Genomic DNA, 23,427 nt, shown 5'->3' on the forward strand with positions numbered 1-23,427 from the left:
AAATCTTGTATGAAAAAGGCATACAAGTATTAGCGTTTAAACACAACAGTTAAGTAGAAAATAGTAAAGTATTACTAAAAATACTTGAGGTTGTATGGTTAAGTGACTAAGCGTACAGGGCGGATGCCTTGGCAATCAGAGGCGATGAAGGACGTGCTAATCTGCGAAAAGCTTGGATGAGTCGATAAGAGGCGTTTAATCCAAGATGTCCGAATGGGGAAACCCAGTAGATGAAGAATCTACTATCGTTACTTGAATTCATAGAGTAACGAGGCGAACCGGGAGAACTGAAACATCTAAGTACCCCGAGGAAAAGAAATCAACCGAGATTCTGTGAGTAGCGGCGAGCGAAAGCGGAAGAGCCAGTAAGTTTTAGCAAATGCATTAGAAGAACATTCTGGGAAGGATGGCGGCACAGGGTGATAGCCCCGTATTCGACAATGCCTATGTGGAACTAAGCTTACGATAAGTAGGGCGGGACACGAGAAATCCTGTTTGAAGATGGGGGGACCATCCTCCAAGGCTAAATACTCCTGATTGACCGATAGTGAACCAGTACTGTGAAGGAAAGGCGAAAAGAACCCCGGTGAGGGGAGTGAAATAGAACCTGAAACCCTGTACGTACAAGCAGTGGGAGCCTGTAAGGGTGACTGCGTACCTTTTGTATAATGGGTCAGCGACTTATATTTTGTAGCGAGGTTAACTGAATAAGGGAGCCGAAGGGAAACCGAGTCTTAACTGGGCGATTGAGTTGCAAGGTATAGACCCGAAACCCGGTGATCTAGCCATGGGCAGGTTGAAGGTTGGGTAACACTAACTGGAGGACCGAACCGACTAATGTTGAAAAATTAGCGGATGACTTGTGGCTGGGGGTGAAAGGCCAATCAAACCGGGAGATAGCTGGTTCTCCCCGAAATCTATTTAGGTAGAGCCTTGAGCGGACACCTTCGGGGGTAGAGCACTGTTTCGGCTAGGGGTCCATCCCGGATTACCAACCCGATGCAAACTGCGAATACCGAAGAGTGATACTCAGGAGACACACGGCGGGTGCTAACGTTCGTCGTGGAGAGGGAAACAACCCAGACCGCCAGCTAAGGTCCCAAAGTCTATATTAAGTGGGAAACGAAGTGGGAAGGCTTAGACAGCTAGGATGTTGGCTTAGAAGCAGCCATCATTTAAAGAAAGCGTAATAGCTCACTAGTCGAGTCGGCCTGCGCGGAAGATGTAACGGGGCTAAAATATAGCACCGAAGCTGCGGCATCAGATGTAAATCTGTTGGGTAGGGGAGCGTTGTGTAAGCGGATGAAGGTGAATCGAGAGGTTTGCTGGACGTATCACAAGTGCGAATGCTGACATAAGTAACGATAAAACGAGTGAAAAACTCGTTCGCCGGAAGACCAAGGGTTCCTGTCCAACGTTAATCGGGGCAGGGTGAGTCGGCCCCTAAGGCGAGGCTGAAAAGCGTAGTCGATGGGAAACGGGTTAATATTCCCGTACTTGGATAAACTGCGATGTGGGGACGGAGAAGGTTAGGTTATCGACCTGTTGGATGGTCGTTTAAGGTAGTAGGTGGAAGATTTAGGCAAATCCGGGTCTTCTTAACACTGAGAGCTGATGACGAGGTGCTACGGCACTGAAGTAACTGATACCACGCTTCCAGGAAAAGCCACTAAGCTTCAGGTTTATCTAAACCGTACTGAAAACCGACACAGGTGGTCAGGTAGAGAATACTCAGGCGCTTGAGAGAACTCGGGTGAAGGAACTAGGCAAAATAGCACCGTAACTTCGGGAGAAGGTGCGCTTACCGTAATTGTAGTCCCTTGCGGACGAAGGTGAAGTAAGTCGAAGATACCAGCTGGCTGCAACTGTTTATTAAAAACACAGCACTCTGCAAACACGAAAGTGGACGTATAGGGTGTGATGCCTGCCCGGTGCTGGAAGGTTAATTGATGGTGTTATCGAAAGAGAAGCTCCTGATCGAAGCCCCAGTAAACGGCGGCCGTAACTATAACGGTCCTAAGGTAGCGAAATTCCTTGTCGGGTAAGTTCCGACCTGCACGAATGGCATAATGATGGCCAGGCTGTCTCCACCCGAGACTCAGTGAAATTGAAATCGCCGTGAAGATGCGGTGTACCCGCGGCTAGACGGAAAGACCCCGTGAACCTTTACTATAGCTTGACACTGAACATTGAATTTTGATGTGTAGGATAGGTGGGAGACTAAGAAGCAGGCACGCCAGTGCTTGTGGAGTCGTCCTTGAAATACCACCCTTTAACGTTTGATGTTCTAACGAAGACTGCGGAACGTGGTCTCGGACAGTGTCTGGTGGGTAGTTTGACTGGGGCGGTCTCCTCCCAAAGCGTAACGGAGGAGCACGAAGGTTTGCTAATGACGGTCGGACATCGTCAGGTTAGTGCAATGGTAGAAGCAAGCTTAACTGCGAGACAGACAAGTCGAGCAGGTGCGAAAGCAGGTCATAGTGATCCGGTGGTTCTGAATGGAAGGGCCATCGCTCAACGGATAAAAGGTACTCCGGGGATAACAGGCTGATACCGCCCAAGAGTTCATATCGACGGCGGTGTTTGGCACCTCGATGTCGGCTCATCACATCCTGGGGCTGAAGTAGGTCCCAAGGGTATGGCTGTTCGCCATTTAAAGTGGTACGCGAGCTGGGTTTAGAACGTCGTGAGACAGTTCGGTCCCTATCTGCCGTGGGCGTTGGATGATTGATTGGGGCTGCTCCTAGTACGAGAGGACCGGAGTGGACGCATCACTGGTGTGCCAGTTGTCTCGCCAGAGGCATTGCTGGGTAGCTAAATGCGGAAGAGATAAGTGCTGAAAGCATCTAAGCACGAAACTTGCCAAGAGATGAGTCATCCCTGACTTAAAGTCAGTAAGGGTTGTTGGAGACTACGACGTAGATAGGCTGGGTGTGTAAGTGTAGTGATACATTGAGCTAACCAGTACTAATTGCCCGAGAGGCTTAACCATACAACGCTCAAGTGTTTTTGGGTGTAGGTGAGAGACGCTAAGCAAAGCAATAACGCAGACGAAAATTGGAAAGACTCATTAGACAGCTTGTTTCGAATTAAAGAACAAAGACAATAAGATAACATCAACGGGATATCTTGGCGGCGATAGTGCAGTGGACCCACCTAATTCCATGCCGAACTTAGAAGTGAAACGCTGTTACGCCGATGGTAGTGTGGGGTTTCCCCATGTGAGAGTAGGTCACCGCCAGGTTTTGATTTAGAGAGAGCCTCAACTAGTGATAGTTGAGGCTTCTTTTCTTTTGGGAGAAAGAAAAATAAGAAGAAAATAACAAAAGCAAGAAGCAAGTCACAGAAAAGTAAGATAAAAGAAAAACAAAGAAACGAATAAATAAAGCTCATAAAAAATACCGCACTTGGTGCTCTCAAAGTGCGGTGTTTTTTAAGAAAGTTTTATTACTTCACTTCTTTAAACATAATCTCACTTGGGATCACTGAACCTTGCCAATAAAGTTCTGTTGCGACTTTTTCTGCAAGTTGGATAAAAGATTGTGCAATTTCACTTTCTGGCGCAACTGCAACAGTTGGCGTACCTTTGTCAAGATCTTCACGTAAGCGAATATGTAATGGTTGTTGACCTAACACTTTAACATTGTATTTTTCTGCAATTTTTTCTGCGCCACCTGTGCCAAAAATAGCTTCGTGGTGACCGCAGTTGCTACAAATGTGCATTGACATATTTTCGATAATGCCGAGTACTGGTACAGATACACGCTCAAACATTGCTACACCTTTGATTGCATCAAGCAATGCGATATCTTGCGGTGTCGTGACAACAACAGCTCCAGTGACTGGAATTTGCTGTGAAAGTGTTAATTGGATATCTCCAGTCCCAGGAGGCATATCAATCACTAAATAATCTAAATCTGGCCATAAAGTTTCTTGTAGTAATTGGCTTAATGCACTACTCGCCATTGGACCACGCCAAATTGTTGCACTGTCCGCCTCCATTAAGAAACCAATGGAGTTAGCAAATAAGCCATGTGCTTGGATTGGTGTGATATGTTTGTTATCTGGTGAGGTTGGACGCTGATCTGAAACGCCTAACATATGCGGAATTGATGGACCATAAATATCGGCATCTAAAATACCGACTCGAGCACCTTGTTTTTGCAGTGCAATTGCTAAGTTTACAGAGACGGTTGATTTTCCAACACCACCTTTACCTGAAGTCACTGCAACAATATTCTTCACACCTTTGACAGCAGGGTGATTATTCGCACGTTTTAATGTTGCAATCTGATAATTTAATTGCCATTTAATTTCTTGGCTTTCGCTTGCTTTAAGTAATGATTCTGTCAGTGCTGATTTAAGTTGCTCAAATCCAGTATTCCACGCAAATGGCATTTGAATTTCGATACGTAATGTATTGCCGCCTTTTTCAATTTTTTTGATAGTGTTTAAGGCGACTAAATCTTTTTGTAAGCTTGGATGTTGAAATTGTTTAAATATATTTTGAATAGTCTCTTTTTGACTATCATTTAAACTATCTGAAAACAAAATTCCCATTGATTTTATCCTGTTATTGTATGGCTAAAAAGCCCTAGTTAATCACTCAACAATATTTAACCACGAACCTTTGCAACTGTTAAGCAGAAAAGTGGAAAAGTGCGGTTAAACTGGAAAAAATACTGCTGATAAGGTAACATAAACGCCAATTTTTTGATGAAAAGTAGGAATAATCAATGGCAAGTTTGGCACGAAATATTTTAGTTACTTGCGCCTTACCTTATGCAAATGGCGCAATTCATTTAGGGCATTTACTTGAGCATATCCAAGCAGATATTTGGGTGCGTTTCCAACGTATGCGTGGGCACAATGTGTATTTTATTTGTGCAGATGATGCACACGGCACTCCAATTATGCTTAATGCGGATAAATTAGGGATTACACCGGAAGAATTGATCGCAAAATCAAAAGCAGATCATGTTGCAGATTTTGAAGGTTTCAATATTAGTTACAACAATTACCATTCAACGCACAGCCCTGAAAATGAGGCATTAACGGCAGAAATGTATAAAAAATTACGTGCGAATGGTTTCATTAAAAGCCGTACAATTTCACAATTATTCGATCCTGAAAAAGGGATGTTCTTACCAGATCGTTTCGTGAAAGGTACTTGCCCTAAATGTAAGGCAGAAGATCAATATGGTGATAATTGTGAGGTTTGCTCTTCGACTTATAGCCCAACAGAATTGATCAATCCACGTTCTGTGGTATCTGGTGCTACGCCTGTTTTAAAAGATTCAGAACACTTCTTCTTTGATTTACCTGCATTTGAAGGCATGTTGAAAGAATGGATCAAATCGGGTTCATTACAACCTGAAATTGCTAATAAGATGCAAGAATGGTTTGAATCTGGCTTGCAACAATGGGACATTTCACGTGATGCGCCTTATTTTGGTTTCAAAATTCCAGATACTGAAGACAAATATTTCTATGTTTGGTTAGATGCCCCGATTGGCTATATGGCATCGTTTAAAAACCTATGCGATAAGAGCGGTCTAAATTTTGATGATTTCTGGAAAAAAGACAGCACAGCTGAGCTTTATCATTTTATCGGTAAAGACATCGTTTATTTCCATAGCCTGTTTTGGCCAGCTATGTTAGAAGGTTGTGATTTACGCAAACCTACTAACGTATTTGCGCATGGTTATGTCACGGTAAATGGCGTGAAAATGTCAAAATCTCGTGGTACATTTATCCAAGCATCCACTTATTTACGCCACTTAGCACCGGAATATTTACGTTATTACTACGCTGCAAAATTAAATAACCGCATTGAAGATTTAGACTTAAATCTTGAGGATTTCGTACAACGTTTAAATGCAGATGTTGTGAATAAATTTGTTAATTTGGCTTCCCGTAGTGCTGGTTTTATTACAAAACGTTTTGATGGAAAGCTTTCTGCAGAAATTGCTGATCCTGCGTTGTTAGCTGAGTTTGTAGAAAAATCAACACAAATTGCAAACTATTATGAAGAGCGTGAGTTTGGTAAAGTTGTGCGTGAGGTGATGTTATTAGCGGACAAAGCAAACAAATATATCGATGACAAAGCCCCTTGGGTAATTGCGAAAGAGGAAGGTCGTGATGCTGAATTACAAACGATTTGCTCAATGGCATTACAATTATTCCGAGTGTTAGCGATTTATTTGAAACCCGTGATTCCACAAATTATCGAACGTGCGGAAGCATTTTTACAAGATGAATTAAGTTGGGAAAGCTTAAACGCTCCATTATTAAATCATCAAATTTTACCATTCAAAGCATTGGCACAACGTTTAGAACCAAAACACATAGAGGCTATTGTGAACGAAACGAAAGAACAATTTGCAGCACAGCAAGCATTAGATCAAAAGAACTCGGCAAAAGCAGAGCCAGTAAGCCAAGTTGAACCTATTGCAGAAACGATCACGATCGATGATTTTGCGAAATTAGATTTACGTGTAGCAAAAGTGATTAAATGTGAAGCTGTACCAGAAGCAAATAAATTATTACGTTTTGAATTAGACTTGGGCGACCATACTCGTCAAGTATTCTCTGGTATTAAAGCTGCTTACGACAAACCGGAAGAGCTTGAAGGTCGTTTTGTTATCGTGATTGCAAACCTTGCAGCACGCAAAATGAAATTCGGTTTATCTGAAGGGATGATTTTAAGTGCGGGTACAGGCGGTAGCGATTTATTCTTACTTGACGTTGACGATGGTGCAAAACCAGGTATGCAAGTGAAATAATTTCATTTTTCTTCTATAAAAAAGAGCGGTCAAAAAATGCAAAATTTTGACCGCTCTTTTTATTTGGTGAATTACCAGTTCATCCAGAAGAAGTAAGAAAGTGAACCGATAATTGCAATACAAATAATATTTAACAATAAGCCCACTTTTGCCATTTCGGATTGACGGATAAAGCCAGTCGAGAACACAATCGCATTTGGCGGTGTCGCAATGGGTAACATAAAGGCACAAGATGCCCCTGTTGCGATAATTGCCGCAAGCGATAAGATTGGCAAGTTAAGTGAAGTTGCCACAGAAATAAAGATCGGCATTAGCAACGCTGCACTTGCGGTATTTGAGGTAAATTCGGTTAGGAACACAATAAATGCGGTCAACACGATTGTCATAAATAACCAGTGTTTATCGCCAACAGATGCCACAATGGTATCAGCTAGGATTTTGCTTGCACCGGTATTTTGTAACACAATACTTAACACTAATCCTCCTCCAAAGAGCATTAATACCCCCCACTCTGTTTTTTCTTGAATTTGTTTCCAAGTCGCCGCACCACTGATACTCATTATGACAACGGAAGTCATTGCAATTACAGTATCGAAGTTTTTAATTTCGGCTGGGAGCGCTAAAAATTCACGTACATAGGGTTCAATAAATTTACTTGCGATAAGTAAAATTGCGGTGAGGATGAAAACCACTAAAGTGAATAAACGGATACCATTGAGTGAAATGTCTTCAATCTCCGCTTTAAATGGCACGTTAAAATTCGGACGTAAAATCAAAAACATTGATAAGATCATTGCAGGCATTAATAACATCATTACTGGCATACCATAAGGTAGCCAGTCACTGAATGTGATATTGGTTAATAACGCAAGTAATGCATTTGGTGTACTACCTACAAGGGTAGCAATTCCTCCGATGCTAGCACTAAATGCAATCCCAAGTAGTACAAAGACATAGAGCGGTCGATTTTTTTCAGGATCAACTTGGCTTAAAATGCCCATTGTAAGTGGTAACATCATTGCAGCTACTGCTGTATTATTGATGAACATTGATAAAAATGCAGTCACAGTAAATAAATACACGATTGTCATTTTTAAACTACCTTTGGCAAAACGAATAATATGACCGGCGATCCAAAGGTCGATTTTTTGAATTCGTAATACTGCAGCAATAACAAACCCCCCAAAGAACATAAAAATAATTGGTTTGGCAAATGGCGTAAAAGCGGCTTCTGTGGAAAGTACTCCTAGGAATATGGCGAAAAGTGGTACCATTAATGATGTGATTGTGATGTGGAATGCTTCTGTTAGCCACAAAATTGCGACAAAGACTAATAACGCTAAGCCTTTATTTTCCTTTGCTGAAAACGGAAGGACTTGTAGTAAGACAAAAAAAACAATGATGCTAAATGCTAAAATTGCAAAGCCCCGAATATTTTTGATCATAAAATCTCCTTAGCTAGAAAATCTTTGTCAATTTAACAAAGAATTAACATTTGTGATATGGTTTTTTTTTGCTCAACTTCACACTTTTGAGAAGTTTTTACGATTTTGTCTTCAAATGAAGTTAAAAGTCTTTTGTTCAATGGAATGCTGAGGGGAATAAATTCACGAAAAGTGAGATTATCTGCTATAATTCACGCCATTTTTATCAATTAGAGATCGCCTATGAAAACACTTTTCGCCACAACTGCACGTGGTTTTGAAGAATTATTAAAAGTTGAATTAACCGAGCTTGGTGCGACAGAATGTCAAATTGCACAAGGTGGCGTTCATTTTTGTGCAGATGAAAAAACTCAATATCGAGTGTTACTTTGGACACGTTTAGCTTCACGCATTTTATTGCCAATTGTAAATACAAAAATTTATAGCGACCTTGATTTATATTCAGCTGTAGTGAGCCAAAATTGGTTGGATTATTTTGATGAAAAAGCCAGCTTTATGGTAGATTTTAACGGCACAAACAGAGAAATTCGCCATACTCAGTTTGGTGCAATGCGTGTTAAAGACGGTATCGTGGATTATTTTGAACGCACAGGTAAAGCACGTCCTAACGTGGATAAAGATTATCCAGATATTCGTATTCACACTTACTTAAATCGTGAAGAATTGGTGATCTCTTTAGATTTAAGCGGTGAAGCATTGCATATGCGTGGCTATCGTGAAGATACCGGCAAAGCGCCTTTGCGTGAAACATTAGCGGCTGCGATTGTGTTACGATCAGGTTGGGAAGTTGGCACGCCGTTAGTTGACCCGATGTGTGGTTCGGGGACATTGTTAATTGAAGCTGCACAAATGCAAGCGAAAATAGCACCGCAGTTACACCGCTTACATTGGGGCTTTGATTTTTGGAAAGGGCATAATCAAAGTGCGTGGGATAAAGTCAAAGGCGAAGCAGTCGCATTAGCAGAACAAGAATTTAACAGAGAACATAAAGCGAATTTTTATGGCTTTGATTTAGACCATCGAGTATTGCAAAAAGCAAAACGCAATGCACAAAATGCTGGTGTAGCTCATTTAATCCAATGGCAACAAGGCGATGTGGCAGGATTAAAAAATCCATTTGCTGAAGAAAAAGGCACAGTGATTTGTAACCCGCCTTATGGTGAGCGTTTAGGTACAACGCCGGCATTAATTGCCTTATATTCTGTGTTCGGTCAGCGTTTGAAAGAGCAATTTACCGATTGGAATGTGTCAGTATTTAGTGCAGAACCTGCATTATTAGACTGCTTACGTTTGCGTTCACACCGTCAATTTAAAGCGAAAAATGGTCCGCTAGAATGTGTTCAAAAAAATTATCGCATCAGTGTTCGCCCATCCTCTGAATTACAAAAAAGTGCGGTAGAAAATACGTTAGAATTTGACCGCACTTCGGCAACCCCTGTGGCAGTTGATTTTGCGAATCGTCTGCAAAAAAATATCAAAAAAGTCGAAAAATGGGCGAAACAACAAGGTCTGAATGCTTATCGTCTATACGATGCAGATTTGCCTGAGTATAACTTAGCGGTGGATCGTTATGACGATCATATCGTCGTGCAAGAATATGCCGCACCAAAAAATATTGATGAAAACAAAGCGCGCCAACGTTTATTAGATGCAGTTACTGCAACTTTACAAGTGACTGGCGTAGAAACCAATAAACTGATTTTAAAAGTCCGTCAAAAACAAAAAGGTACCAATCAATATGAAAAATTAGCCAATAAAGGCGAATATTTCTATGTGAATGAGTATGGTGCCAAATTATGGGTGAACTTAACCGATTATTTGGATACAGGTTTGTTCCTCGATCACCGTTTAACCCGCAAAATGCTTGGTGAAATGGCAAAAGGAAAAGACTTCTTAAACCTGTTTGCTTACACAGGCTCGGCGACTGTTCACGCTGCATTAGGCGGTGCAAAATCCACAACTACAGTGGATATGTCGAACACCTATTTAAACTGGGCAGAACAAAATTTATTGCTCAATGATTTAGAAGGCAAACAGCACAAACTCATTCAAGCAGACTGTTTACAATGGCTTGAACGTTGTGATCGCCAATTTGATTTGATTTTCGTTGATCCACCAACATTCTCTAACTCAAAACGTATGGAAGACAGTTGGGACGTACAACGCGATCACATCAAGCTAATGACCAATTTAAAACGCATTTTACGCCCAAATGGCACAATCGTTTTCTCCAACAACAAACGAGGTTTCAAAATGGACTTTGACGGTTTAAATGAATTGGGATTAAGTGCGGTCGAAATTTCCGCAAAAACGTTACCGCTCGATTTTGAACGTAATAAACAAATCCATAATTGTTGGGTATTGACGTTGGAGAAATAAATTTGAAAAGTAAGATTTGATAAGATTGTCTTTTTTTTAATGTGCGGTACACTAGTTGTACCGCTGAAAAAGTGGCTTAGAAAGTTATGTTTTTATATTTTCTTAAAAGTTTCACCGCCGATTATAGGCGGTTTTTAAGTTTTTATATAGGTTAGAGAGTTTTATTTAAATCCGTTATATTTTTATTTTTTCTTTATATATAATGTTGACTTGTTGGTTTTATCTGGGTATTATTTAATCGAAATAGTACAAAAGAGGTATAAGATAATGTCTCATTTTATAAAAAGTAGAATTTCATTGTTCCTTAAAGAGCAAAATCTCAAAAAATCTGAAGGCGACCGTAAAAAGCTCGCTAAAGCCACAGATCCTGCCGAGATTGAAAATCTCACTCAAATCATTCAAGAATTTGATCAGAAATACCAATTTGATACTTGGATAGCTAATGCCGCGAATGTAATGGCTAAACAACTTAAATTTGGTACTCATATTTCGAAAGGGATTCATCCAGATACGAAAGGAGATAATGTCAATTTCCAATCAAATGATTTGCTCCCACCTGAATATGTAGGTTCGCAAAGTGTAAGCAGCTTAGAGCTAGATGCGAATGGTAATGCTGCCGCACTTCCTCTTGCTTCTTTTTTCAATTTTATTGTTGATGAAGAAAAACAGCTTAAATTGCGAGATTTATTGCTTTCAGATGATCTAAGATTAGACAGTTGTTTTGCCGATGATTTAGAGTTATCAAAGTGTTATAAAAAACAATTTCAACAAGCATTAATGGGTGATTTAACACAGCCTGAAACTCACGAGAGAAATAAGCAATTGCTTTGGGCTAATGGAGAGAATGCGATAGAAAATGATGATTATACTTGTTTAATTCCGCTTTATCCTTCCTCTCTTACTTATGCCTTCTACCAAAAAGTGAACAATAATCGCTATTCAGAGCAAAATAAACAAGCGAGAGAAAATCGAAATAAAAAAACAGTAGAACAAGCACATTATGTTTCTATCAATCAACTTGCTACAGTCGCTCTTGGTGGAAGCAAACCACAGAATATATCGCTGTTAATGTCTGCACAAGGTGGTCGCAATTATCTCCTTCCGTCTTTACCACCGATTATGACTTCAAGTCATTATTTTAAACTTTCCACTTCCCAAACTACTATTTTCAATGATCGCCTTGTTTATGCTTGTCGTTATGGATTGCGTCAATTATTTGAAGTTGTTGAGGCTCGTAAAAATGTGTATGAGGTGCGAGATAACCGAATTGAAGCGTTAAACATTGTTTTGCAGTCCGTATTACGTATCGCAAGCACGTTACAAAAGCAGCAAGCGGGCTGGTCTAAAGACTATCAATTGGAAATGTGTGAGAAATATTGGCTTGATCCAAAACGTTCGTTATTGCCGGAAGAAGAGGCGTTCCGAGTTGAGTATGAAAAAGGCGATTGGGTTGATGAAGTTGAGCGTCATTTTGCTTTGTGGATAAATCGTTGTTTACAGAAACGGTTCCCTAAAATTGCTGACGATTTTGCTGATCCAGAATACAACGAATGGCGCAGAAATATTCGCAATACCTTACGTTATCGCTTACGTCATCCATAGGAGGGGAAGATGTTTCAGACTGATTTCTATATTTTATTTGATCATATCAAAGTACAAAGTGCGAATGCGATTTCAGGCCCTCTAAGTTATGGCTTTCCAGCCTTAACTGGCTTTACAGGTGCAATGCACGCACTTAATCGTAAATTATCTCACCATAACGTGCAGTTTGGTGGGGTGATGGTGGCGTGTCACGATTATGAATTACAAACTTATCAAAGTTCGTCATTTTCGGACCGCACTTTTAAACAAACACGCAATCCGATTAAAAGAGATGGGAAAACAGCATCAATTATCGAAGAAGGAAAAATTCATTTAGATGTTTCATTAGTTGTTGAATTAAGTGTCCCTAATGATGAATTATTTGGTGCTCTTCAATATGCAGGTAGCCAAATTGCGCAAGATTTTTTACAAGAGTGCAAAGATTTACTTTGGAAACAGAGAATCGCTGGTGGTTCAGTGCTGGAGATTGGTGATAGTCAATTATTTAAGGTAGAAGAAGATCAAGACATTCCTTTAGCATTGATGCCTGCGTTTGTATTGATGGATGCAAAACAAGATCTTGTCAATATTACAGAAGAACTCAGAACAGGGATAAGAGTCGAACAATTAGATGAAAATGGTAACGCGCAACAATCTTTCATTAAAGCTCAACCAGAAGCGACAGCACTTGATGCATTGTTAGAAATGGCAACATTGCATCATATTCCTAATCATATCAATGCAGGTCCATCAGATTGGCAAACATACAGTGTTAAGAAAGGGAGAGGTTGGTTAGTACCGATTCCAGTTGGTTATCAAGCAATTTCACCTTTGTTTGACGCGGTCAAAGTGCAACATTGTCGAACACAACAGTACCCAAGCCAGTATGTAGAGACAATTTATAGTTTAGGAAAATGGGTGTTCCCTCTTAGCTTACCGAAAGATCTTTCCCAATGTTTTTGGCGTTATAACGCCCCACAAAATAATCTTTATTTAATTTCACAAGGAGAATAATAATGAGCAAATTAGTTACCCCAAGTGTATTAGCGTTTGAACGCAATCTTGATATTTCAGATGCGATTTTTACGCAAAAAGATAGTCAAAATGACAAGGATGAGCCTATTGCATTACGAATTCGTGAAAAATCAGTTCGAGGCACTATTTCTAATCGCCTTAAAAATGCAATTACCAATGACCCAGCAAAACTCGATGCAGAAACAGAAAAAGCGAACTTACAACGTGTTGATGTAGTGACGTTAGATAATGATAAAGATACCTTAATCGCAACTTTTAGTATCAAAGTATTACCTTTCACAGGTCGTCCAAATGTATGTAATGAGCAAGATTATCAACAAAAAGTAATGGAGACAGTACAACAATATTTGAATGAGAGTGGGGTAGATGAGCTCGCTAAACGTTATGCAGCGAATATTGCTAATGCGCGTTGGTTATGGCGTAACCGTATGGGGGCGGAAACGATCAAAATTGATGTGAAGTGCGGTGAAAAATTAGTAACTTTTGATAATGCAAAACAGTTTTCTTTAAATCACTTTGATTATAGTGATAGTAAAATTGATGAAATTGCGTCAGAAATTAAACAAGGTTTATTAGGCGAAAAATTTGTGATTTTATATGTGACAGCCTATGCCAATATGGGGTATGGTCAAGAAGTCTATCCATCACAAGAATTAGTATTAGATAGTTCTAGCAATAATCGTAAAAGTAAAGTCCTATATGAAATCAACCAAAAAGCAGGTATGCACTCACAAAAAGTGGGGAATGCAATTCGTACCATTGATACGTGGTATGCCGATGAGGTCGCATTCCCAATTGCGGCTGAGCCTTATGGTGCAGTGACTACATTAGGTACAGCATTCCGTCAGCCAAAAGTAAAAAATGATTTTTATACTTTATTTGATAATTGGCTCTTAAAAGATGAAGTCCCCCCAGTGGAACAACAACATTATATTATGAGTATATTAATTCGCGGTGGTGTCTTTGGCGCTAGTGGTAAGGAATAATTATGACAACCCATTACATTGAACTGAAAGCGATTCCTCAAATGGATATGCTGCAAAGTGAAGTCGTGGGGCATTGCATGCAAACTTTGCATAAATTCTTACCGCACTTTGAGGGCAGAATAGGTATCGCATTTCCTGCTTATGGTTTAGGCAGAACACTTGGCGGTATCTTACGCGCATTTGGGAATGAAGCAGATTGCAATGCGTTATATCAGCAATTATTGCAAAGTGGACTAGAGGATTATGCTTTGATTAGTCAGGTCAAAGTAACTCCAACTAGCACTGAGCATCGTTGTTATAGTCGTGTTCATCGTAAAGGACAAAGTTGCATCCGACGCACAGAAGCATTTCTCAAAAGCATTAATAAATGGAATGAGGGTATTCGAGAGGAAATGCAGAATCGTCATCAAAGTACAGCCTTTTTTCCTCATATTCACTTAAAAAGTGCAAGCACAAGCCAACGTTTTATCTTAGCAGTGAAAGAACGAAAAATGTTAAAAGCTTGCGAGGGCCAGTTTGGTAGTTATGGTTTAAGTAAAATAGCAACAGTACCTCATTTCTAAATGAGTTTATAACCCTTTTTTCTTATTGAAATTTTTATCAAATAAGATCAAAGGGTTATAAATATTCTTGTAAAAAGGGTGATAAACCAAAATGTTCTTTAACAATTTGAAGAATAAACTTATTTTCGTTACACTAACATAGTTCACTGCCGCACAGGCAGCTTAGAAAGTTCGCTCCATCAAAACTTTTATAGAGTTCAAGTTCACTGCCGCACAGGCAGCTTAGAAAGCGAATCGCGTCCATTTTGCTAGAATTGAAGCGTTCACTGCCGCACAGGCAGCTTAGAAAATTTTGAATCTGATTTATAAAACAAGAGACAAGTTCACTGCCGCACAGGCAGCTTAGAAAGCTGGTGGAATTGCGCAAATGCTAACTAAACCGTTCACTGCCGCACAGGCAGCTTAGAAATTTTTGTTTTAGAACAAACCTCACAAAACACTGTTCACTGCCGCACAGGCAGCTTAGAAAAAAATATTATATTTGCTCAAGCACAATAAAGTGTTCACTGCCGCACAGGCAGCTTAGAAAACGATACCACCGACGCCCGCGCCGATTTTTATGTTCACTGCCGCACAGGCAGCTTAGAAAATAATAGCACCTCATAATAGATTAGATTAATAGTTCACTGCCGCACAGGCAGCTTAGAAAAGCGATCTTGGGCTTATTGGGAAAGTGGAGAGGTTCACTGCCGCACAGGCAGCTTAGAAAGGTGATGTTGCGCAATGGTTGTAAAGCGTTCGGTTCACTGCCGCACAGGCAGCTTAGAAATGCGTGAGACAGTTCTCTTAAGTGTTGAATGAGTTCACTGCCGCACAGGCAGCTTAGAAAATATAATAATTAAAGGTCAACACTTTTTTATTGTTCACTGCCGCACAGGCAGCTTAGAAAAAATGATTTAAACGAAATCTTCAGGGGGTAAAGTTCACTGCCGCACAGGCAGCTTAGAAATGAAGATAAACAGCTTGAAGTTAAGCGTAGTTGTTCACTGCCGCACAGGCAGCTTAGAAAGCAGCGATGAAGCTGCTTGTCAAATAGTCAAAGTTCACTGCCGCACAGGCAGCTTAGAAATCAGGTGGAATCATGCCGTCTGACATATCACCGTTCACTGCCGCACAGGCAGCTTAGAAAACAATCTCAAAGTTGCTTTTTGTTCACCTTGAGTTCACTGCCGCACAGGCAGCTTAGAAATTGCTGCTGTGGGCTACCCGCGGCGCTGATTGTGTTCACTGCCGCACAGGCAGCTTAGAAAGTTTTGGATGGACAAAGGGGAATTAAATAAAAGTTCACTGCCGCACAGGCAGCTTAGAAATTTTTAGTTTGTAGAACTTAAGGGCTTATCCCGTTCACTGCCGCACAGGCAGCTTAGAAATTGCACCGCGCCGATCAGCTTATTGAACTGTTGTTCACTGCCGCACAGGCAGCTTAGAAATCAAAATTTTAATTTCGCGGTTGTAAAAATTGGTTCACTGCCGCACAGGCAGCTTAGAAAGTCCAGCGCGACTAATGTGTAAAAAAACGGATGTTCACTGCCGCACAGGCAGCTTAGAAAAACTTTAACAATTAACACTAGCGGATTCAATAAGTTCACTGCCGCACAGGCAGCTTAGAAATTGTTCTGATTGTGGTTGTGCTTGTGGTGCTTGTTCACTGCCGCACAGGCAGCTTAGAAATTTAACGTTTGATAACTCTTGAATAGACCCTTGTTCACTGCCGCACAGGCAGCTTAGAAAGTGAGCAGTTAAATGCGGGGTGATAAATGACTGTTCACTGCCGCACATGCAGCTTAGAAAGTTTTTACGAGGGATCTCTGTGTAAACCTCACGTTCACTGCCGCACAGGCAGCTTAGAAATTTCTCATCTTTGACCCCCGTATAATAACTTAGTTCACTGCCGCACAGGCAGCTTAGAAATACGCCATTTTGTTGAGCATCGGGCGATATACGTTCACTGCCGCACAGGCAGCTTAGAAAATATACGCATCGCAAATTTTCCAAACCCACACGTTCACTGCCGCACAGGCAGCTTAGAAAAGCTTGCCGCGTTGGAACGCGTTAACATACGGGTTCACTGCCGCACAGGCAGCTTAGAAACAATCCGGATATATCAGTCTTGTGTATGTATCGTTCACTGCCGCACAGGCAGCTTAGAAACACGAAAGAAGCTACTGCTAGACTTGGTTTGGGTTCACTGCCGCACAGGCAGCTTAGAAACATAAAACTCAATTGTACCGTTTGCATTATCAGTTCACTGCCGCACAGGCAGTGCAGGAGTTTAACTTGTTAGTAGTGTGGTTTAACAGTAGAAATTCATTTAAAAATTATTTAAACAGTGTTTGAATATTATTCATTACTTATCAAGGGGGAAATATGCTTAAAACACCTTATATTACGTCTTCTGATTTAAAAACTATTTTGCATTCTAAACGAGCGAATATTTATTATTTGGAGCATTGCCGAGTGTTACTAAATGGTGGGCGTGTTGAGTATGTGACAAATCAAGGTAAGGAGTCGTTATATTGGAATATTCCCATTGCCAATACAAGCTGCTTGCTTTTGAGTAGTGGAACATCAATCACTCAAGCGGCAATGCGTGAATTATCGAAAGCAGGCGTAATGGTTGGATTTTGCAGTGGTGGCGGTACGCCATTATTTAATGCAACGGAAACCGAGATAGGTTGTGAGTTTTTTAGTCCACAAAGTGAATATCGTCCGGTTGAATATTTACAACAATGGTGCAGATTTTGGTTTGATGATGAAAAGCGTTTGAATGTAGCGAAATCATTACAACAGAAGAGATTATCATTGCTAAATACGATTTGGTCTAAATTTGAGTGGGTTTATTCTTGCGAAAAATTGACCGCACTTGTTGCACAATATCAGCAAGAATTTGCGAATGCATCGCATAGTCAAGCGTTATTGGCTGCAGAAGGGCGTTTAACAACAAAATTATATGCGTTAGCCAATCAGGCAACGATGAATGATCCTGATTTTAAACGTAGCGAACGTGGAAATAGTATTGATAGTGTTAATCAATTTTTGGATCACGGTAACTATTTAGCTTATGGTTTGGGGGCGACGGCTTGTTGGGTATTAGGTTTACCACACGGTTTGGCTGTACTGCATGGTAAAACACGCAGAGGAGGGTTAGTGTTTGATGCAGCTGATATTATTAAAGACAGCATTATTTTGCCACAAGCTTTTATTTCTGCTCAAAATGGAGATTCTGAAAAAGAGTTTCGCCAAGCTTGTATTCAGAATTTACTGCGTTTTGGTGCATTGGATATTATTATTGATACGTTGAAACAGCTGGCTTTACAGGGAGCATCAGATGAATATTTTGCTAGTTAGTCAATGTCAGAAAAATGCGTTAACAGAAACTCGCCGTATTTTAGATCAGTTTGCAGAGCGTTGTGGCGATCGAATATGGCAAACCGTGATCACGCAAGCAGGCTTAGAAACTTTGTATAAAATGTTACGCCAAACTGCACGCAAAAATACGGCAGTCGCGTGTTATTGGATGCACCGTAAAAATGGTAATGAATTGTTGTGGGTAGTTGGGGATAAAAGCCAATTTAACACTCAGGGGCGTGTACCCACTAATCGTACGATGCGTAATATTTTGCGTGCTGAAGATGAAGTAAATTGGAAAGATGCCTATTCTTTGCAAATTTTGACCGCACTTTCTGCGTTATTACATGATTTAGGTAAATCAAATATTGCTTTCCAAAATAAATTAGATAAGCATAAGAATGTCCCAAAAGTGGCTGACTGTTATCGTCATGAGTGGATTTCAGCACGCTTATTTGAAGCGATGATTGCTGGCTGTAAAACAGATCAAGAGTGGCTTCGTCGTTTAGCAAATTGGAGCGAATTTGAACAGAAGAACCCAAAATGGTTTGAGCAAATTATTCAAGATAAACCCAATGCAAAGACGTTTTCTGGTTTTGAACAGTTACCATCGATAGCTCGCACATTAATTTGGTTAATTACCTCACATCACCGATTACCTTTTACTGATACTTTTTCTCGATCGCTCGACTATACAAGAAATGTGCGTTTGTATTGTCAGAGAACTTTCCAAATGTTCTTTAAAGAATACCGACCACAGGAACGCTGGGTGTTTAATTCTTCAGATCATCCAACGCCTGAACTCTTTTGGAAATTTGACCATATTGCGACACAAAGCAAGGCGTGGCAAAAGCAAATGACGAGATGGGCAAATAAAGCATTAAATCATCCACCGTTATTTGCCTTGAATGAGATTGAAGATCCTTTTTTATTGTTGTTATCACGCTTATGTTTAATGACAGGAGATCACTATTATTCTGCACAAGATAAAAATGACAAATTAGGAGATGCTGCCTTTCCTTTATTGGCAAATACTTATCGCGGGTCAGGGGAAGTTAAGCAGCGATTAGATGAGCATTTGATTGGTGTGTGCCAAAGTGCGGTACGTTTTGCACGATTATTGCCAAAATTCAGCACAGAATTACCTCGCATTAAGCAGCATAAGCCATTTGCAAAACTGGCTAAAGATCGTTTTGTATGGCAAAACAAAGCGGTAAATATGGCAAAAATATTGCAAAAAAGCAGCGAAACACAAGGCTTTTTTGGGGTGAATATGGCAAGTACTGGCTGTGGTAAAACCCTTGCTAATGCCAAAATGATGTACGCATTAAGTGATGCTAAACAAGGTGCGAGATTAACAATTGCGTTAGGTTTACGAGTATTAACGTTACAAACAGGCACTGCATTGCAAGCACGTTTAGATTTATCCGAACGTGATTTGGCTGTTTTAGTGGGAGGAAGTGCGGTCAAAAAATTATATGAATTACAACAAGAAAACGCATTAGAACTGGCGGAAAATGGCAGTGAAAGTGTTGAAAATTGGTTTGATGAAATGGCAGTTTACGGTGCTTCTTTCATTGAAAGTGCGGTCGAAAATGATGAAATTTCGAGTTTCTTAACAAAAGATCCGAAAGCGAAAAAGTTATTTTATGCTCCAATAGTGACTTGTACACTTGACCATTTAGTTTCAGCTTCAGAAAGTGTTCGAGGCGGTCACCACATTGTGCCAATATTGCGTTTATTGACCTCTGATTTGATTTTGGATGAGCCTGATGATTTTTCTCAAGAAGATTTGCCTGCGCTTAGTCGTTTGGTGCATTTGGCTGGATTGTTTGGTAGTCGAGTGTTACTTTCTTCGGCAACATTGACCCCAGATTTTATTACAGGGCTGTTCAATGCTTATCAAGCTGGGCGGAAGGTTTATAATCAGCAAAAAGGCATTTCAGCAGATTTACCGATTTGTTGTGCTTGGGTTGATGAATTTCAACAAGTGCAAGCAAAGGTAGAGAATCCAGATATATTTATGCAACAACATCGTGAGTTTGTTACTAAGCGAGCTGGATGTCTTGAGAAAAGCCCTGTGCGCCGTAAAGCTGAAATTTTAACGTTACCGATTTTAAAACCCATTGAAAATCAACTGTTCAACTATGAATTGTTAGCGCAGCATTTATTACAAAGTGCGGTTAAATTGCATCAATTTCACGGAGAAACTGACTCTAAAAGTCAAAAAAAGGTCAGTATAGGTTTAATTCGGTTTTCAAACATTAAACCGATGATTCCAGTTGCACAAGCGTTGTTAGAAATGCAAGAAACAAGTGAATTTGAAGACTATTGTTTTCATTTATGTTGTTACCATTCTAAACAATTGTTGTTGTTACGTTCTAATCTCGAAGAAAAATTGGATCGTATTTTAGATCGCCATCATCCAGAACAGTTTTTCAAACAACCTGAAGTTGCATTAGCATTGAATAGACATAACGCTAAAAATCATGTATTCATCGTGCTAGGTAGCCCAGTTACTGAAGTCGGGCGTGATCACGATTATGATTGGGCGATTGTTGATCCCTCTTCTATGCGTTCTATTATTCAGCTTGCTGGGCGTGTTTGGCGACATCGAGCAGATAAAGTGCTTGAAAATCCAAATATTTATTTACTACCAACGCATTGGCGTGGACTTGGTGTTGCAAATTACAATTCAGGTAAAGTGATATATACTCACCCAGGTTTTGAAAGTGAAATGTATAAATTAACTACGCATAAATTGGAGCAATTAATTCCTTTGGAAGATTTATCACATATTCAAGCGACACCAAGAATTGTGAAGTCTGAGCAATTACAAGCTACAACAAAATTAGCAGATTTAGAGCATAAAGTGATTGGTGATTTGTTAAATAATACAAGAGCTAATCATGTAAATTTATATTGGGATAATCGTTATACCAATCGTTTATTGGCTAATTTACCGATGATGACACGCTTTCGTAAGAGTGTAAAAGAATTGGATATTGTGTGTTGGCCTAATGATGATACTGACTGGGGTTTTCGCTTTTTAAGCGCAGAAAATGCTTATAAAAATGAAGAAAGCTATTTGCCGAATATTCAATATCAGAAGTTAGAATGTGCTAAAGCGGGGATTGTGAAACCTTGGCTTATGCAGTCTTTGGCTTCTGCGTTGGATCAGCTTGCAGAAAAACTAGGCACAGAAAATATTCGTTCTGTTGCAACGACTTATGCGAGCAGTGCCTTACCGCAATATGATTCAAATAAATTAGATTGGTACTATAATGAATTTTTAGGATTTTGGTAAATTTTGACCGCACTTTACTGTTAACTGTAAGAGAACAGTATGTATAAAGTGCGGTTTTTTATTTTCTGAATTCTGCGAATGGAAGAATGTTAGTGATACAATATCGCCGTTTTTAAGCAAAGTTAGGTTTTTTATGAAAAATATTCGATATTTTACCCAGAAGTATGTGGATTGGGTGATTCGTTTAGGGCGTTTGCGTTTCTCTTTATTGGGGGTTGCTCTCCTTGCAGTATTGGCTTTATGTACACAAGCGCTGTTAAGTATCTTTATTATTGGGAAAATTAACTGGGCGGATATGATTCGTTCGATTGTGTTCGGGCTGATTTCTGCACCGTTTGTGATTTATTTTTTCACTTTATTAGTGGAGAAATTAGAGCGTTCTCGCCAAGACTTAAAAAAATTAGTTGATAACTTGCGTAATGAAGTTTCAGAGCGCGTGTTGGCAGAGAAGAAATTGTCTATTGCCCTCGATAATATTGAAAAAACGAGTCGAGATAAGACGCAGCTTATGGCTACAATTAGCCACGAATTACGCACTCCATTAAATGGGATTATTGGTTTAAGTCGTATTTTGCTTGATAGTGAATTAACGGATAAACAACGTGATTATTTAAAAACAATTCATATTAGTGCAATTTCGTTAGGTCATATTTTTAGCGATATTATCGATTTAGAAAAAATTGATGCTCGTCGTATAGAATTAAGTCCAAAAGAAGTCGAATTGCAGCATTTACTAGCAGATATTTCGAATTTTGGCACATTGATGGCTGCGGATAAGAAATTGTGTTTTCAACTTATTGAAAGCTCGCCATTACCTCAATGGTTAATGCTAGACTACGCACGAGTGAGTCAAATTTTATGGAATTTGATTGGAAACGCAGTGAAATTTACTTCTAAAGGTAGTGTTCAGTTGAATGTATCAACAAATGAAAACAATATTTATTTTATTGTTTCTGATACGGGAGTTGGTATTCCTCAAGAAGAATTACATCGAGTGTTTGAAATGTATTATCAAGTTAAATCGAGTGGACAAAAGCCATTAGGAAGTGGTATTGGACTTGCGGTATCCAAAACAATTGCTCAATTAATGGGAGGGGATTTAACTGTTGAAAGTGAGCTTGGCAAAGGAGCGAGTTTTACGTTGACTTTACCGTTAAAAGAAGTCAATAAACCAACAACACGTCAAAATCAATTACCTGAAATACTATCGATTCTCTTAGTTGAAGATATTGAAGTGAATGTGGTGGTGGCAAAATCGGTATTAGAAAAACTAGGTTATACAGTTGATGTTGCAATGACGGGAGCTGATGCCATCGCAAAATTTGAACAACATTATTATGATCTTGTGCTTTTGGATATTCAGTTGCCTGATATGCTAGGTTTTGATGTTGCTCAAAAATTACGAGAAGGCTATGAAGAGGGTATTTATGACTTTTTACCACCTTTAGTAGCGTTAACTGCAAACGTGATGCAAAGCAAACAAGAATATCAAAGTAAAGGTATGGATGATGTGCTACGTAAACCATTGGTACTTGATGAACTCACAACTTGTTTATCGGAATTTTTTGGAGATATGGTAATGCCAATGCAGGTCTCTAAACCAGTTCAGCTAGAAACACAAAAGAGTGTGTTTGATGTAAATATGTTAAGTGAATTGATTGATATGTTAGGTGTGAATTTTGTGAAAAATAATCTGCAATTATTTCAGCAAACAATGCCTGAATATATGAATGAATTATTAACAAATTATCAAGCTTATCAAAACGATCCTACACAGAAAGATAAAGTGCTTTCAGCTGCACATAAAATGAAAGGCGCTGCAGCATCAGTTGGATTAAAACGGATTCAACAAATTGCAGCGCAAGCTCAAAATCCTGAAGTAAAAAATTGGGAGTCGAATATTGGTGATTGGATCGCTCAAATTGAGCAAGTGTGGCAGCAAGATGTCGCAGAATTGTTTAATTGGTTAGACAGTCAAACACAATAAAATTCAGATAA

General features: G+C 39.7%; 11 protein-coding genes, 2 rRNA genes and 1 CRISPR repeat array. Of the genes, 11 read left to right on the forward strand and 2 right to left on the reverse strand.

Annotated elements, in window-relative coordinates:
* Positions 1 to 96: 96 nt before the first annotated feature.
* Together CKV78_RS01430 and rrf are read left to right on the forward strand one after the other, a co-directional pair.
* A 23S ribosomal RNA gene (locus CKV78_RS01430) occupies positions 97 to 2,992 on the forward strand.
* Between the two features lie 136 nt (positions 2,993 to 3,128).
* Positions 3,129 to 3,244 (forward strand): 5S ribosomal RNA (rrf, locus tag CKV78_RS01435).
* A gap of 203 nt (positions 3,245 to 3,447) precedes the next feature.
* Here the strand turns inward: rrf and apbC are convergent.
* Positions 3,448 to 4,560 carry an iron-sulfur cluster carrier protein ApbC gene (gene apbC / locus CKV78_RS01440; protein WP_005764768.1) on the reverse strand — a complete coding sequence of 371 codons (1,113 nt, stop codon included), beginning with the start codon at positions 4,558 to 4,560 and terminating at the stop codon, positions 3,448 to 3,450.
* A 176-nt stretch (positions 4,561 to 4,736) separates the two neighbouring features.
* Between apbC and metG the strand changes: the two genes are divergently transcribed.
* Positions 4,737 to 6,785 carry a methionine--tRNA ligase gene (gene metG / locus CKV78_RS01445; protein ID WP_005764767.1) on the forward strand — a complete coding sequence of 683 codons (2,049 nt, stop codon included), beginning with the start codon at positions 4,737 to 4,739 and terminating at the stop codon, positions 6,783 to 6,785.
* A gap of 71 nt (positions 6,786 to 6,856) precedes the next feature.
* Here the strand turns inward: metG and CKV78_RS01450 are convergent, their stop codons facing one another.
* The gene (locus CKV78_RS01450) at positions 6,857 to 8,230 is read right to left on the reverse strand and encodes an SLC13 family permease (RefSeq protein ID WP_005764766.1); all 1,374 of its coding nucleotides are present in this window, start codon (positions 8,228 to 8,230) and stop codon (positions 6,857 to 6,859) included.
* A 222-nt stretch (positions 8,231 to 8,452) separates the two neighbouring features.
* Here CKV78_RS01450 and rlmKL point away from each other — a divergent pair, with 222 nt between their 5' ends.
* From rlmKL to CKV78_RS01490, 8 genes are all read left to right on the forward strand, one after another.
* Entirely contained in the window at positions 8,453 to 10,609 is a 2,157-nt protein-coding gene (gene rlmKL, locus CKV78_RS01455; protein WP_005764763.1) for a bifunctional 23S rRNA (guanine(2069)-N(7))-methyltransferase RlmK/23S rRNA (guanine(2445)-N(2))-methyltransferase RlmL, read from the forward strand.
* Positions 10,610 to 10,876: 267 nt separating this feature from the next.
* Positions 10,877 to 12,211 (forward strand): type I-F CRISPR-associated protein Csy1, encoded by a 1,335-nt coding sequence (csy1, locus tag CKV78_RS01460; protein ID WP_005764761.1) that lies wholly within the window; start codon positions 10,877 to 10,879, stop codon positions 12,209 to 12,211.
* A gap of 9 nt (positions 12,212 to 12,220) precedes the next feature.
* Positions 12,221 to 13,204, forward strand: a complete 984-nt coding sequence (gene csy2 / locus CKV78_RS01465; RefSeq protein ID WP_005764760.1) for a type I-F CRISPR-associated protein Csy2 — start codon at positions 12,221 to 12,223, stop codon at positions 13,202 to 13,204.
* Positions 13,205 to 13,206: 2 nt separating this feature from the next.
* The gene (gene csy3 / locus CKV78_RS01470) at positions 13,207 to 14,211 is read left to right on the forward strand and encodes a type I-F CRISPR-associated protein Csy3 (RefSeq protein WP_005764758.1); all 1,005 of its coding nucleotides are present in this window, start codon (positions 13,207 to 13,209) and stop codon (positions 14,209 to 14,211) included.
* Between the two features lie 2 nt (positions 14,212 to 14,213).
* Positions 14,214 to 14,774 carry a type I-F CRISPR-associated endoribonuclease Cas6/Csy4 gene (gene cas6f, locus CKV78_RS01475; protein ID WP_005764757.1) on the forward strand — a complete coding sequence of 187 codons (561 nt, stop codon included), beginning with the start codon at positions 14,214 to 14,216 and terminating at the stop codon, positions 14,772 to 14,774.
* 141 nt (positions 14,775 to 14,915) lie between these two features.
* Positions 14,916 to 17,045: direct repeats of the CRISPR family, unit length 28 nt; unit sequence GTTCACTGCCGCACAGGCAGCTTAGAAA.
* A 96-nt stretch (positions 17,046 to 17,141) separates the two neighbouring features.
* Positions 17,142 to 18,122, forward strand: coding sequence for a type I-F CRISPR-associated endonuclease Cas1f (gene cas1f, locus CKV78_RS01480; RefSeq protein WP_005764750.1), 981 nt, complete (start codon positions 17,142 to 17,144; stop codon positions 18,120 to 18,122).
* A complete protein-coding gene (cas3f, locus tag CKV78_RS01485) occupies positions 18,103 to 21,429 on the forward strand; it encodes a type I-F CRISPR-associated helicase Cas3f (protein WP_005764748.1) in 3,327 nt (1,108 codons plus the stop codon). Before cas1f ends, cas3f begins: the two co-directional genes overlap by 20 nt.
* 133 nt (positions 21,430 to 21,562) lie before the next feature.
* On the forward strand, positions 21,563 to 23,416 hold the full coding sequence (locus tag CKV78_RS01490; RefSeq protein WP_005764746.1) for an ATP-binding protein: 1,854 nt from the start codon (positions 21,563 to 21,565) through the stop codon (positions 23,414 to 23,416).
* The last annotated feature ends 11 nt before the right edge of the window (positions 23,417 to 23,427 follow it).

Origin of the sequence: Pasteurella dagmatis (assembly GCF_900186835.1) — a bacterium.
Classification (GTDB): domain Bacteria; phylum Pseudomonadota; class Gammaproteobacteria; order Enterobacterales; family Pasteurellaceae; genus Pasteurella; species Pasteurella dagmatis.